Annotated in this window: 14 protein-coding genes; 12 read left to right on the top strand and 2 right to left on the bottom strand. The window is 70.0% G+C overall.

From position 1 onward, the window contains the following. A complete protein-coding gene (locus P1J78_RS17605; RefSeq protein ID WP_275568692.1) occupies positions 1-1,833 on the bottom strand; it encodes a hypothetical protein in 1,833 nt (610 codons plus the stop codon). A 22-nt stretch (positions 1,834-1,855) separates the two neighbouring features. Continuing rightward, a complete protein-coding gene (locus P1J78_RS17600; RefSeq protein ID WP_275568691.1) occupies positions 1,856-2,749 on the bottom strand; it encodes a DUF4097 family beta strand repeat-containing protein in 894 nt (297 codons plus the stop codon). A gap of 354 nt (positions 2,750-3,103) precedes the next feature. Here P1J78_RS17600 and P1J78_RS17595 point away from each other — a divergent pair, with 354 nt between their 5' ends. The 12 genes from P1J78_RS17595 to P1J78_RS17540 all read left to right on the top strand — a co-directional run bounded on the left by P1J78_RS17595 (position 3,104) and on the right by P1J78_RS17540 (position 13,934). Next, on the top strand, positions 3,104-3,274 hold the full coding sequence (locus tag P1J78_RS17595) for a hypothetical protein (protein ID WP_275568690.1): 171 nt from the start codon (positions 3,104-3,106) through the stop codon (positions 3,272-3,274). Positions 3,275-3,380: 106 nt separating this feature from the next. Next, complete coding sequence (locus P1J78_RS17590) at positions 3,381-4,148, top strand: VOC family protein (protein WP_275568689.1); 768 nt, start codon at positions 3,381-3,383, stop codon at positions 4,146-4,148. Between the two features lie 51 nt (positions 4,149-4,199). After that, positions 4,200-5,138 carry a SagB/ThcOx family dehydrogenase gene (locus P1J78_RS17585; RefSeq protein WP_275568688.1) on the top strand — a complete coding sequence of 313 codons (939 nt, stop codon included), beginning with the start codon at positions 4,200-4,202 and terminating at the stop codon, positions 5,136-5,138. Next, positions 5,135-6,379, top strand: coding sequence for a coproporphyrinogen-III oxidase family protein (locus P1J78_RS17580; RefSeq protein ID WP_275568687.1), 1,245 nt, complete (start codon positions 5,135-5,137; stop codon positions 6,377-6,379). Before P1J78_RS17585 ends, P1J78_RS17580 begins: the two co-directional genes overlap by 4 nt. A 24-nt stretch (positions 6,380-6,403) precedes the next feature. After that, complete coding sequence (locus P1J78_RS17575) at positions 6,404-7,453, top strand: TOMM precursor leader peptide-binding protein (protein WP_275568686.1); 1,050 nt, start codon at positions 6,404-6,406, stop codon at positions 7,451-7,453. Positions 7,454-7,458: 5 nt separating this feature from the next. Further along, positions 7,459-8,826, top strand: a complete 1,368-nt coding sequence (locus P1J78_RS17570; protein ID WP_275568685.1) for a YcaO-like family protein — start codon at positions 7,459-7,461, stop codon at positions 8,824-8,826. Continuing rightward, on the top strand, positions 8,801-9,589 hold the full coding sequence (locus P1J78_RS17565; protein ID WP_275568684.1) for a CPBP family intramembrane glutamic endopeptidase: 789 nt from the start codon (positions 8,801-8,803) through the stop codon (positions 9,587-9,589). Before P1J78_RS17570 ends, P1J78_RS17565 begins: the two co-directional genes overlap by 26 nt. Continuing rightward, a complete protein-coding gene (locus tag P1J78_RS17560) occupies positions 9,586-10,335 on the top strand; it encodes a CPBP family glutamic-type intramembrane protease (RefSeq protein WP_275568683.1) in 750 nt (249 codons plus the stop codon). The genes P1J78_RS17565 and P1J78_RS17560 overlap by 4 nt, the downstream gene beginning before the upstream one ends. A 197-nt stretch (positions 10,336-10,532) precedes the next feature. Next, positions 10,533-11,441 (top strand): siderophore ABC transporter substrate-binding protein, encoded by a 909-nt coding sequence (locus P1J78_RS17555; protein WP_275568682.1) that lies wholly within the window; start codon positions 10,533-10,535, stop codon positions 11,439-11,441. A gap of 3 nt (positions 11,442-11,444) precedes the next feature. After that, positions 11,445-12,389: an iron chelate uptake ABC transporter family permease subunit gene (locus P1J78_RS17550; RefSeq protein WP_275568681.1), complete on the top strand. Its 945-nt coding sequence runs from the start codon at positions 11,445-11,447 to the stop codon at positions 12,387-12,389. Beyond that, complete coding sequence (locus tag P1J78_RS17545; RefSeq protein ID WP_275568680.1) at positions 12,382-13,326, top strand: iron chelate uptake ABC transporter family permease subunit; 945 nt, start codon at positions 12,382-12,384, stop codon at positions 13,324-13,326. The genes P1J78_RS17550 and P1J78_RS17545 overlap by 8 nt, the downstream gene beginning before the upstream one ends. Next, positions 13,323-13,934 (top strand): ATP-binding cassette domain-containing protein, encoded by a 612-nt coding sequence (locus P1J78_RS17540; protein WP_275568679.1) that lies wholly within the window; start codon positions 13,323-13,325, stop codon positions 13,932-13,934. Before P1J78_RS17545 ends, P1J78_RS17540 begins: the two co-directional genes overlap by 4 nt. Positions 13,935-14,023 lie beyond the last annotated feature (89 nt).

Genomic DNA, 14,023 nt, shown 5'->3' with positions numbered 1-14,023 from the left:
TCAGTTCCCCTGCACGACGTCGCGCAGGGCGTCGATGTCCCCTTCCAGCGTGGTGATCGCGTTGTGCATGTCGATCAGGCGCCGCAGCTCGGCCGCCTGCGCATCGAGCGCGTCGATCAGCTCCAGCAGCGTGTCGCGCTCCAGCACGATAGTGTCGCCCGCTGCGCCGCAGCCGTCCAGATCGAAGGCGCCGGTGGTGACGGCGTAAAGCCCGTTCAGCGCATGCTGGTTGGAATACCAGAAGGTGCAGTCGTCGGAGGGGTCGATGCTCATCGAGCTGTAATCGCCCCAGCGCTGGCTGGCGGAATGGCCGGTGCCGGTGGCCAGCGTCTTCTCGCCCTGTGGCATGGTGCCCGGCGGGTCGTCGGCAGCGCGCGCGACATAGCGGACGCCGGCCGGCGTGTCGGCGGCCACCACGCTGTAGCCCAGCGCCATGTTGCCCTCGCCGTCCATCGCGACCGAGGGCATGAAGCGGTTCAGCCCGTCATCGGGCGCGTAGGTGCCTTCCTGGTGCAGCGTCCAGTCGGCATCGGTGCGGCGCAGCTCGAACCATCGGATGCCGCCGCGGTCGGTGCCGTCGACATCGGTGACCATGCTGCCGACGAGCGTTTCGTGGGTGCCGAAGTTGCGGTACTGCACACGCCACATCAGCACCTCGCGCAGCGGGTCGAGCGGCGGGCCGCCCGCGGGCTGCGTGAAACAGCTGAACGAGGTCAGCCCGCACAGATCGGAATCGATCTCGGTCATGGCGATGCGGATCGGGCCGGTGAAGGATGCGGCCCCGGGCGTGTCGAAATCGGTCTGGAACTCGAAGATCTCGATGAGGTCGCGGGCCGGATCGTTGCTGCTGGGATTGTGCACCTCGTCGTCGCGGTGGCGCAGGAACAGACCCGGCGTGCCGGCGGGCGGCGGGTCCGCCCCGTCGAGGTCGGCCGGTTGCAGCGACTGGAAGCCGAAGCCGGACAGCTCCGGCGCGGTGAAGCTGAGGTGCCGCGCGGGCAGCCCCTGCAGCATCGCGGCGCGCTCGAACGCATAGACGGTGGGCGAGGATTCGTTGCTGGCCATGTAGTAGGCATCGGGCCACACGGCGTATTTCGGATAATCGGGGAAATCGCGCGCCGATTCGAACTGATACAGATACCAGCCGCCCGAGACCGGATCGGTGCTGGCCGAGACATAGACGCAGAGCGTGCGGTCGAACTGCTGGGAGAACTCGCTGAGCATCCAGCGGCCGGCGGCGCTGTCATAGAGCACGATGGGATCGCCCAGCCCGTTGGCGCAGGGCGCGTCCGCGTCGACCATCGCGCCGATGGTGTCCAGCGTGATCGGGCCCGCGGCGACGGCGCCGGTGGCCTTGTCGTAGATCGTGAACCGGGCGCCCTGGTTCGAATTGATCATCGTTATCACATAGGTCTCGCCCACGTCGCTGACCGTGTCGGGCGGGTTGGCGCCCTGGAAATCGCCCTCGATCAGCGTGATCGGCTCGGACAGCCGGCGATCCGGCCCCGCCGCCTCGGCCGCCCGCTGCAGCGCCAGCAGCGGGTCGGGGCCCGGGTCGGTGGGGTTGGCGGGGGTGCGGTCCTCCTCCAGCATCCGGCGGGTGACGCGCTTGGGTACCTCCTTGATCGCGTCGCCGGCGCGCCAGGTGCGGGTCAGGGAACGGCGGCTCAGATCGACATCGACGCGGGTGGGCGTGAAGCGGGGCGACACCTCGGGCTCGCGCTGGATCGTCGCTTCGGACTTGTCGGGCGGCGGAACGTCCTGTGCCGGGGCGGGCGCGGCGGCCCAGATCAGGCATGCGGCGAGTGTCGCGGGGCGGAGTCTTCTGCGCATGTCATCCTCCTCGGCAGGGTGCCTAGTTTCCGCGCGGGATCTCGACGATCGGATCCCCGGCTTCGAACTCCGGCGAGGGCGGGACAGGCCCCGTGCCCGGTATCGTGCCCGGTATGACGATGGGCTCGGCAGCCGCCGAGTCGGGCGACTTGGCCTGAACGGTGACGGAGACGTCGCCGCTGCCGCTGGTGACGGCGATCTCGCGGCGGCCCGCGCCGATCCGGGCGGTCAGCCCACCGTCGCCCGAGCGCAGGACGTCGACATCCAGCGCCTCGGGCACCGAAAGGCGGATCGCGCCGCTCGTTCGCAGGTCGATCGCTTCGCTGTCCGCGTCGTCCAGGCGCAGCCGCACGGCGCCGTCGCCGGTGGTCAGGCGCACCGGCGTTTCGCCGGGCATCAGCAGCGCGCGGATGTCGCCGGCCCCGGTCTCGGCGACAAGGCCGCCGCCCACGAAGGCCAGGATGTCGCCGGCGCCGGAGACGGCGGTGACGTCGCCCGACAGCGATTTCACCTCGATCAGACCGTCGGTGGTGGCGAGGTCCGCCGAGGCGCCGCGCGGCAGCACCAGGGACAGGTCGACGCGCCCGAGAAAACCCGCGTCGGACTCGACGACGATCGCGGCGCCTGTGGCGGTGTCCTCGGCGGCGATGCGCGCATCCGATCCCTCGGGGCCCAGCGACTGGATGATGGCGGAGACCGAGACCTCGGGCGCATCGGCGGTGCGGATGCGGATGTCGCCCAGCGGATTGTCGACCTGGACATGCGCGTCCGGCGCGACGCTCGCATCCCACTGGAAACCGGAGACGCGCGGGGCGTCCTGGGCCGCAGCGGGGGCCGATGCCAGCAGGCACGCCGCGATGGTCCAAAGCGTTCTGCACGCTATGCGAGAGACGGGAAATGGCAATACGGCGGCCACCGCTTGGGCTCCTCTGGAAACGTGCTCAAAACAACTCTGCTACCATGAGGCGATTTTTACCATCGGTCAAGACTCGCTATAGGCGAGCGAATCTGTTGACGGGCATTCCGTTTTGCTATCTAATATCAGAAAATTGATGCCTCAATCTTGCGCGCCGAGTTCTGACAATTTCCGACGAAACGCGGTGCTCTACAGAGTTAAGAGGCACATATTTCATATTGTTGCGAGACTGCGTCGAGCGGTTCGGAATCGCATTTGGATACGCTGATCGAATACAGCGATTCCGAAGTGTTAATTGAACGACTTCTGGTGAATATCATCCAGACGTCAATTACCGGGAGGAATTGAGACGCCATGAAGATCACCACAACAACTGCTGTCGAACACCGCACGGCCTGCCAGGACCACGTCTACGCCCTGCCAGTGCAAAGCGACATGATGCTGGTTCCGGGGGCGTCGACCTGCTGCACCGGTTGTACCAGCAGCAGCTGCTGCTGCGGCGCGATTACCGGCCAGAACAATTAAGGGTTGAAGCCGGGCGGCACGGCCGCCTCGCCGACCATCGGGACAGGCATGGGCAAGACCGTCTTGGCCGTGGCCGCTCCCGTCTTGCCAGAAAGGATACCGAGAGATGCTACGCCTGCCATCGACACCCCGTGTCCCGCTTGTCCTGTCCACAGCCCTGGCCGCCGCGCTGGCGGTGGGGGCGGGTCCGGCTTCGGCCCAGAGCAATGCGGATATCCTGGAGGCCATCCAGGCGATCGAACAGGAACTCGCGCGCCTGCGCGATCTCGTCGGGGACGCTTCCAGCCCTGACGCGGACACGCCCGGCGCGGCCGTGTCCGGCAACCTGGTGCTGATCAACGTGCCGGTGGCCGATCCCGAGAAGGCGGTGGAATTCTATTCCAAGCTGACCGGCAAGGAGTTCCTGCGCACGCTGACCGACAGCTACGAAGGCTACTATGCCGTGCTGAACGATGACGGGCTTCGGCTGACCATCACGGAATCGACCGGGTCCTGGGACACGACCAAGCTGTACTGGGCCACCGACGACATGGACAGCGCGCTGGACTTCGCCGAGGGCGAAGGCGGCGTCCGCCGGGCGGGTCCGTTCCAGCTGGACGTGCCGGCGCGGGTCGCCGAGGAATACCGCGAGATCTATGCCGACCTCTACGACGTGCGCGCCAGCAGCGTCAGCGAGACGATCGGCAGCGCGGCGGTCCTGTCCTCGCCGTTCGGCAACCTGATGGGCCTGATCGAGTTCCACCCGCAGGCCGAGCGCTGGTACTCGCTGGGCGAGGGCCGCAGCCGCGAGGCGGATACCGAGGCCGAGCTCGCCGCCGAAGCCGACGCGGCGGAACGGCTCGCCGACATCTTCACCAGCAAGACGGCCGACTGAGGCCATCCGGGCGCGGCCCGTGCCGCGCCCGTTCAACGTGGAGGCGCCGCCATGACGCAGGAAAGCCATGACACCGCGGCGCGGGGCCGGCTGCGGCAGATGTCGGTCTATTTCAACGGCTACAAGCCGGTCGCCCTGTGGAAGACCTCGACCAGTTTCCGCAGCACCTCGCTGAAATACCGCACGCAGTCGGACCATCCGGAGCAGGGGCCGGCGGAGGAGTTCCTGGTTGCCTCGCGCTTCCGGCGGAGCGCGCCCGAGGCCGAGACCTCGATCCAGTCCTATTTCACCGACGCCACGGTCGAGATGCTGTCGCTCGCCGGGGCGGAGCCCGCAGACCCCGGCGCCGAGGTGCCGCTGCCCGCGGGCACGCCGCTGGACATGGCGCTGGGCGAGGCGCTGGCGCAGCGGCGCAGCCGGCGGCTGTTCACCGGCGACCCGGTCGAGGCGGCGGACCTGGCCTGCCTGCTGCGCGCGGCGCAGGGGATCACCGCCGAGGCGGATGTGGGCCTTCAGGCGGGCGGGACCGCGACGCTGGCCTTTCGCACGACGCCCAGCGGCGGCGGGCTGTATCCGGTCGATCTGTTTCTCGGAACCTTGAACGTCACGGGCCAGGCGCGCGGCGTCTATCGCTACAACCCGGTGCGGGACGTGCTGTGCCGCGAAGGCGACGGCGATCTGCTGGAGTCCGTGACCGGCGCGTTCGGCGTGCCCGAAGAGCTTCTTTCGCTGTCGCAGGCGGGCGCGGTCCTGCTGTTCGCTGCGCGGCCCTGGCGGTCGATGCGGAAATACGGCAGCCGGGGCCTGCGGTTCGTGTTCCACGAGATCGGCGCGATGACCGAGAACATCCACCTGGCCGCGGCGGCGCTGGGCCTGGGGACGGTGGATTGCGCCAGCTACTTCGATGCCGAGATGGACCGGGCGCTGGGCCTGGACGGCGTCTATCGCACGGTGCTGCACACGCTTGTTCTGGGCGTGCCGGCGGAATGAGGGATCTGGACATCAGCCCCGAGCGGCCGCTTCTGGTCTATGTCCATGTCCCGTTTTGCTCATCGAAGTGCCATTTCTGCGACTGGGTGCAGGAAATCCCGGTCTCCGAGCTGCGGCTCGCGGCCGGGAACACGATGCGCGCGGATTACATCGCGGCGCTGTGCCGGCAGATCCGCGCGGTCGGGCCGCGGCTGATGGATCAGGGCTACCGGCCGCGGATCCTTTATTGGGGCGGCGGAACGGCGAGCATCCTGACCGAAAACGAGGCAGGGGCGGTGATGGCGGCGCTGCGCGATGTCTTCCCGTTCGACGATCTGGACGAGGCGACGATCGAGAGCAGTCCCGAGACCCTGAGTCCCGAACGACTGGCGATGTTCCGTGCGCTGGGGTTCCGGCGGATCAGCATCGGGCTGCAATCGCTCGACGACCGGCGGCTGCGCACCATCGGGCGGTCGCATTCCGCCGAGATCGGCGCGCAAAGCGTGTGGGACGCGCATGCGGCGGGGTTCGAGGCGATCAATATCGACCTGATCACCGGGCTGCCGGACGAGACGCTCGCCGAGGTCGACGCCTCGGTCCGCGCGGCGCTGGAATTGCCGGCGAGCCATGTCTCGCTCTACCCGTTCCGGCCGGCGCACGGCACCGTGGCGCGGCGGCAGCTGGGCAAGGGGCTGGGCGGACGGCTGGACATGGACGAGCAGATCGCGGCCTACCATCTGGCACGGGATCTGCTGAACGAGGCGGGGCTGGCGGAATATGCGCTCAGCCATTTCGGCGCGCCGCGCTGCCACAGCGACATGGCCTATTTCCAGCTGACGATGGACTGGGCCGGTTTCGGCTCCGGCGCCACGTCGCTTCTGGGCGGGCGGTTCCAGTCGACGCAGCGCGGGGCGCTGCATGGCTATGTGGCCGATCCCCAGCGCATCGACGAGGACCGGCCCGCCACCGCCGGCGACATCGCCTCGCGTCTTATGTACCAGGCGCTGACGACGTGGGAGGGGGTCGCCGCCGACGATTGGGCGGCGCGGACCGGGCAGTCGCTTGCGGCCGCGGCGGCGATCCCGGAGGTGGCGTCGCTGTTGACCTTCCTCGGCGGCGCGGGGCGGCTTACGCGGGACGCGGCGGGCATTCGGCTCGACCGCGACGCCATCGCCCGCGCCTTCATCACGTTGCAATTTCTGAACAGCCCCGCGGCGGCGCGCACCCGGCGCGGCGCCGATGCGCTGTTCGCGGGATACTGACGTTCACGGCGGGAGACCGAAATCATGCATGGAAACCTGAACAAACGGATCAAGGCGAGCTTTCTGGTCGTCCCGCACGGCCCCGACGCGGTGGAGCTGCGGTCGGGCATCTGGAACCCGGTCTCCTACCTGCTGGAGGACAGCGCCGGGTCCGGTCAGCTCTACACGCTCCTGCGCCAGCTGGACGGCACGGCGTCCCCGGCCGAGATCGCCAAGCGGAACGGCGTGTCGCGGGCCGAGGTCGAGGGGCTGATCGACCATCTGACGGGGCTGGGCGCGATCGAGACCGGCGCGGCGACGGCGATGGATTTCTACGCCGAGACGATGATCCCCAGCCTGTCGATGTCGCCCTCGGCCGAGGCCGACCCGCGGCCCGTCCATCTTTTGGGCGATGCCGAGCTGACGTCCGAGATCGCGCGCTGCCTCGCCCCCATGCCGCCCGGCGACCCGGCGCAGACGGCGCTGGTCGAGCGGTTGACGGCCCTGCTGGACGGGTCGGATTTCGGGTGGCTGGAGGACGGGCTGCGGCTGTCGGAGACGGTGGCGCCGTTTGCGCCGCTCAAGGACAGCCTGCTGGTCGAGGCCGCCGCGGTGGTGCATCCGCTGCGCGCCCGGGCGCTGAACCGCATCTGCCTGGCGCATGGCATCCCCTGGATGCACGTGGCGGTGGACGGGCCGTTCCTGCTGATCGGGCCGCTCTTCGATGCGCAGGCGGGCGGCGCCTGTTATGAATGCCTCGAAACCCGGATCATGATGAATATGCGCGAGCGCGAGAGCTATCTCCGCTACAAGCGGGCGCTGGCGCAGGGCGACGTGGGCACCGGGCCGGCGCCGTTGGTGACGGCGGTGCAGGCGGTGCTCGCGTCGTACGCGGCGCTGGAGCTGTTGAACTTCCGGCTGACGGGGAACGGCTTCACCAAGGGCAAGGTGATGTCGGTCTATCTTCCGACGATGGAGATCGCGTTCAACGAGGTGCTGCCGCTGTCGGGCTGCCCGGCCTGCGGATCGAGCCCCGAGCGCGACGACACGCAGCTCTATTTCGACATGCGGGCGCTGCTCGCCGAGGCGGAGTAGCGCGCATGTATCTGTCGAGCCAGGAATTCGGCCCCGGCGCGCGGCCGGTATCGCACCGCTATCTGAAGCGGATGATGGGACCGTTCTGCGGGCTGGTGCAGGAGATGGGATTCATCATGCGCGGCGACACCGAGCCGCGCTTTGCGGTCTGCGGCGCCGAGATCACCGGCATCCATGCGCGGCTGGGCCGGCCCGACCCCGGGCGCGGCGCCTACCACATCGGCGGCAGCGGACAGACCGCCGACGAGGCGACGATCCGCGGCCTTGGCGAGGCGGTGGAGCGGCACGCGCAGCTGTCGAGCCAGATCGCCGGGCGCTACCGGTCCGAATTCGCAAGCTACGAGGCGATGGAGGCGGCCGGCCGCCCGCTGCTGGACCCGCGGTATCTGGAGCTGTTCGAGCCATGGCAATACGATCAGGCGGGGTTTCCGTTCCGCCCGTTCGACCGGACCCGACCGCTGGCCTGGGTCGAGATGCGGTCGGGGCTGGACGAGGGCGTGCTGTGGATTCCGGCACAACTGCTGTTTCTGGGCCACCAGGTGCGCGCCGACGCGGGCGAGCGCTGGCTGACCTCGTCGGTGACGACCGGCACCGCGGCGCATGTCACGCGGGCCAAGGCGCTTCTGAACGCGATCCTGGAGCTGACGCAGATCGACACCGCGATGGGCAACTGGTACGCGGCGCGGCCGTGCCTGCGGATCGAACTGGACGCGCGCACCGCGGCCGTGGACCGCATCGTGTCGGCGCATTTCCCGGCGCGGGCGCCAAAGCCCGCCTTTCACTGGCTGGAAAGCCCCGACCTGCCGGGATTCTCGGTGGCCTGCGTGCTGCGGCAGCCGCGCGGGATCCTGCCGCGGGTCAGTGTCGGGCTCGGCTCGGGGATGTACCTGGCCGAAGCGATGTACAAGGCGCTGCTGGAAGGCGTCGCGGTGACCCATTTGGCCAAGGTCACGGCGCTGGACCAGCAGGCGGACACCACCACCATCGGCACCGCGGCGGTGGACGGCGAGCGCCGCTACACCGACCTGAACGGCAATGTCGCGGGCTATGCGCAGGGCGGCAATCTGGGCCGGATCGACACGGCGTTTCCGGATGCGCCGGGGCGGCCGGCGCGGGATCTGCCGGCCGATCCCGAAAGGATGCCGGCCGAAGGCCAGTTGCGCCTGATCGGCACGGCGCTGCGCCGGGCGGGCAAGCGGCTTTACGTCCACGACCTGACGGACCGCGAGGCAGAGGCGCTGGGCTTTCGCGTGATGCGGGCCTGGTCGCCCGAGATGCTGGATCTGTGCCTGCCCGGGGCGCCGCCGCTGCGGCATCCGCGGCTGGCGGAGTTCGGCGGGCTCGCCCATGCAGATCCTCACCCTTATCCCTGAGGCGGGCACCTACGGCGTCGCCATCCTGGCGGCGCTGTCGCTGGGCAGTTTCAACATCGCCGCCCATATCGCGGCGCGCTGGGGCGGCGACGCGACCGCGGCCCTGCCGTCGGTCTGTGTCGCGGTGAACGCGGCCATCATCGCCTTCGGGGCGCTGATCGTTCCGGCGGGCGCGCTGTTTCCGCCCGATGCCGTGCGCAGCGCGGTCGCGCTCGGCGCGGGGGCGGCGGCCGGATGGGCCGCCTTCCGGCTGGACCTGGCGCTTGGTCGCCGGTGGCGGCAGAGACCGGCGCCGCGGCGCGCGCCGGCGGCAGAGGAGCCGCGGATCCGGGCGATCCGGGCGCGCCCGCTGCCGACGCGCGGCGGCCGGGCCGCGGTGGCGCGACGGGGCGGCAGCGTGACCCGGTTCGGCGAGGCGGGGCGCGGCGCGCGGTTCCGGCTGTGGCATCTGATCGTCCTGGCGGCGGAGGAAGAGGTGATCTTCCGCGGCTTTCTGGTGACGCTGGCCCTGTCGCTGCCGCACCCGGCCCTGAACGTCGCGGCGCTGATCGTCACCACCGCGGCCTTCTGCGTGTCGCACCTGACCTATGGTTGGCGGCACGCGGCCGGCAAGGTGCCGCTGGCCGTGCTGGCGCTGGGGCTGGTCCTGGCCACGGGCACGGTCCTGGGGGCCGTGGCCGTCCATGTGGTCTTCAACCTGCTGGTGTTTCGCAGCAACGGCTTCGCGATCCGGATGCCCCAGCCCGCGGCGGTCCGGCGATGACCGGGGGGCTGGACCTGATCCTGCGGCTGGGCGCGGCGGCGGTGCTGGTCATCGCCTATTACCGGTATCTGAACCCCCGCATCCCGGCCGTCGGAACCTACCTGGCCCGTCGCGGCCGGCTGACCGCGCGGCATTCGGTCTCGGCGGCGTCGGCGATGATCTCCATGGTGCTCGTCGGGCTGGCGCATGTGGCGTTCGGCATCGGGCTGGTGATCCTGTTGCGGATTCCGGTCGCGGAGCTGGGGCTGGGGCCGTTTCCGCCGGTGCTGGCGCTCTACGGCGTGCTTCTCGGGATCGGCCTCTCCGGCGCCGCATCGCTGATCTGCCGCACCGCGATGGCGGTGGCGGAAAGCGTCGCGCCCCGGCGCGTGCCGGGCAGCATGGAGGGCTGGCTGACATTGGCCCGCGGCGGCTGGATGCGGCATTACCTGCACAATATCCGCGCGTTGCCGCTGCCGGTGGCGGTGCTGACCATCGGACTGCAGATTGGCGCCGAGGAGTTCGTGTTTCGCGCCGTCATGGTGAATTTCTTCCTGCCCGGCGGCGCCCTGTTCGCGGTCCTGGCCGCGGCGGCGCTGTTCACGCTGATCCAGATATTCCAGATGCCGAACGCGCTGAGCGCGCTGTTCCCGGTGATCGGCGCGCTGGCGATGGGGCTGGTCCACGGCGCGCTGTTTCTGCACGTGCCCTACCTGTGGCCGTTGATCATCGCGCATCTGACGTTCTTCATGGCCAACGCGGCCTGACGGCATTGGTGCACCCTCCGGCGCGGCGCCCGGCCGTGACGACCGACGCGGTCCTCCGGCGCGACCCGGCCGACCGAAAGCGGACAAGGTTGCGCCGTGCCACGTCCTCGGATACGGATCGGGCGTAGCCTTACAAAAACAGTCGGATTAGTCCAGCCAGTCACAGCCAAGACTGTCCCCGCATCCAGGACCAGCACATGAAGACGACCCTCGCGACCCTCGCTCTTTGCGTCGCCCCGCTCGCCCTTTCCGCCCAGACCGTCACCGTCGAGACCGCCGCGGGCCCTGCCGACGTCCCGCAGGCCCCCGAGACGGTGGTGGCGCTGGATCTCGCGGCCATCGACACGCTGGACGCGCTCGGCGTCGCGATCGACGGCGCGCCCGCCTTCACGCCGCCGGCGCATCTCGCGCCGGCCGTGGAGGGCGCAACGCCCGTCGGCAGCCTCTTCGAGCCCGATTTCGAGGCGCTGGCCGTGATGGCGCCCGACCTGATCGTGGCCGGGGGCCGTTCACAGACGCAGGTGGAGCCGCTGAGCGAGATCGCGCCCACGATCGACATGACGATCTGGGGCGACGACCTGATCGGCCAAACCCGCGCCCGGGTGACGGCCTACGGCACGATCTTCGGGCGCGAGGACCGCGCCGACGCGCTGCTGGCCGCGTTCGACGCGGCACTCGCCGAGGCGCGGGCCGCCGTCGAGGGCAAGGGCGACGCGCTGATCCTGCTGACCAATGGCGGCACCGTTTCGGCCTATGGCGGCGACAGCCGCTTCGGCTGGATCCACATCGCGCTCGGCCTGCCCGAGGCCCATGGCGAGATCACCGCCGAGACCCATGGCGAGGCGGTCTCGTTCGAATTCATCGCCGAGGTGGACCCCGACTGGATCGTCGTCATCGACCGTGCCGCGGCCATCGGACAGGACGGCGAGGCCGCGGCGGTCACGCTCGACAATCCGCTCGTCCAGGGCACGACGGCAGGCGAGACGGGGCAGATCGTCTATCTGGACAGCGCGGCGATCTACCTTGCCGGCGGCGGCATCCAGTCGATGCAACTCCTGCTCGGCCAGATCGCGCAGGCCTTCGCGGGCGGCGGCGCCGAGGGCTGACCCGTGCGCGGCGCCGCGTTGGGCCTTGTCGGGCTCGTCCTCCTGGCGGGGGCGAGCCTCCTCGTGGGCGCCGCCGATCTCTGGCGGGGCGAGCTCGACGCGGGGCTCGTCCTCGCGGTCAGCCGGCTGCCCCGCACCTGCGCCGCGCTGCTGGCGGGGGCGGGTCTTGCGCTCGCCGGCGTCGTCATCCAGCAGACGGTGCAGAACCGGCTGGTGGAGCCGGGGCTGACGGGCACGCCCGAGGCGGCGATGATCGGGCTGCTTGCCGTCACCCTGATCGCCCCCGGCGCGGCGCTTCTGATCAAGATGGGCGTCGCCGCGGTCTCGGCGCTCGCCGGCACGGCAGGCTTCTTCCTGCTCGCCCGCCACGTGCCGCGGCGCGATCCGATGCTCCTGCCGCTCGTGGGGCTGATCTATGCGGGCATCCTCGGGGCCACCGCGCTCTGGATCGCCTGGAGCACCGACCTCGTGCAGTTCATCGGCATCTGGCAGACGGGCGAGTTCTCGGGCGTCCTGCGCGGCCGCTACGAGCTTCTCTGGCTGATCGCGGGGCTTGCCGTGGCACTCTATCTCCTGGCCGACCGGATCACGATCCTCGGCCTGGGCGAGGACTATGCGCGCAGCCTCGGCCTCGACTACCGCGCCACGGTGCTCGCCGGTCTCGCCATCGTGGCCCTGTCCGTGGCCGTCGTCGTCGTCACCGTCGGCGCCATGCCTTTCGTCGGACTCGTCGTGCCCAACATCGTCTCGCGGATCCGGGGCGACAACCTCAGGCGGAACCTGCCCGTGGTGGCCATGCTGGGCGGCGGATTCGTGCTCGGTGCGGACCTGATCGGGCGGATCGTGCGCTGGCCCTACGAGATCCCCGCCGCGACGGTCTTTGCCATCGTGGGGGCGGCGATCTTCCTCTGGCTCCTGAACGCGCCCCGGGCCCGTGCCCATGGCTGACCGACGGCTCCTTGCGCTCGGCGGGCTGCTTGCCCTCGTGACGGCGCTGTTCCTGCTCTGGGGGGTGCGGGCGCCCTATGGCTTCATCCTGTCGCTCCGGGCCGAGAAGCTCTTTGCCCTGATCCTGGTCGGCGCCGCGACGGGGGCCGCGACCGTGATCTTCCAGACCGTCGCGGCGAATCGGCTTCTGACGCCCGGAATCGTGGGGTTCGACGCGCTGTTCGTCTTCATCCAGACGGGGCTCGTCATGGCGCTCGGCGGCATCGGTTTCTCGGCGCTGCCCGCCATGCCCAAGTTCCTCGCCGAGGCGGCCTGCCTGACGGCGGCCGCCATGGCGCTTTTCGGAACCCTTTTCCGCAAGGGCGCCGAGGACATCATCCGGATGATCCTGACCGGCGTGATCCTCGGTGTCCTCCTGCGCGGCCTCGCCGGCTTCGCGCAGCGCCTGCTGGAACCCTCGGAGTTCGCGGTCGTGCAGCAGGCCAGCATCGCGAGCTTCAACACGGTGGATGACGGCCAGGCCGGCATCGCCGCCGCCGTCCTCACGCTGGCGCTCCTCGCCGCCTGGCGCATGGCGCCCGCGCTGGACGCCGCGGCGCTGGGCCGCACAAAGGCACGGACCCTCGGCCTGGACCACAACCGCTTGGTCCTCGCGGCCCTCGGCATCGTGGCGCTTTTGGTGTCGGTCTCCACGGCGCTCGTCGGACCCGTCACCTTTCTCGGGCTGCTCGCCGCGAGCCTCGCCCATGCCGCGCTGCGCGCGCATCGCCATGCCGTCCTGATCCCGGCCGCGGCGCTCATCGGCGCGGCGATCCTGGTTGCCGGGCAGACGGTCTTCGAGCGCGTTCTCGGCCTTCAGTCCGCGCTCGCGATCGTGGTGGAGTTCGCGGGCGGCCTTCTGTTTCTCGCGCTCGTCCTCCGGAGGCAGCCGGCATGATCGAGGTGACGCATCTGTCCGTGTCCCGCGGCGGCGCGCCCGCGCTGCATGACGTGTCGCTGCGGTGTCCCGATGGCGGGATCACGACCATCATCGGCCCGAACGGCGCCGGAAAGTCCACGTTTCTTCACGCGCTCGCCGGCCTCATCGCGCCCGACACGGGGACCGTCCGCATCGCCGGCACCGACATTCACACCGCGCGCGAGAGCCAGCGTGCGCTGATCCTGTCGCTCCTGACCCAGAACACGGCCGCGGTGCCGCGGCTCAGCGTGCGCGACCTCGTGGCCTTCGGGCGCTGGCCGCATCACCGGGGCCGCCCGACGCGGGAGGACGCCCGCCACACCGAGTCCGCGCTGGAGCGCTTCGATCTGCAGCCTCTCGCCACGCGCGAGGTCGAGACCCTGTCGGGCGGGCAGCGTCAGCGCGCCTTCCTCGCCATGAGCTACGCCCAGGCGACGCCCTGGATGCTGCTCGACGAACCCCTTGCCGCGCTGGACCCGAAATACACGCGCGATATCATGGACCGCCTGCGCGACATCGCCGCCGACCGGGCCGACCGCAGGAGCGTCGTCCTCGTCCTGCACGACCTGAGCGTCGCCGCGCGCTAGAGCATTTCGGGGCAACCCTGAGTCGCGGGGGATTCCCTTGTGGGACTGTTTGTGATTCATCCTGTTCAGGAGGATGTTTCATGTCAGCA

The sequence above is a fragment of the Psychromarinibacter sediminicola genome, assembly GCF_029168335.1.
GTDB lineage: Bacteria > Pseudomonadota > Alphaproteobacteria > Rhodobacterales > Rhodobacteraceae > Psychromarinibacter > Psychromarinibacter sediminicola.
Note: the sequence above shows the minus strand (reverse complement) of the source record. Positions and strands in the feature narration are given on the sequence as shown.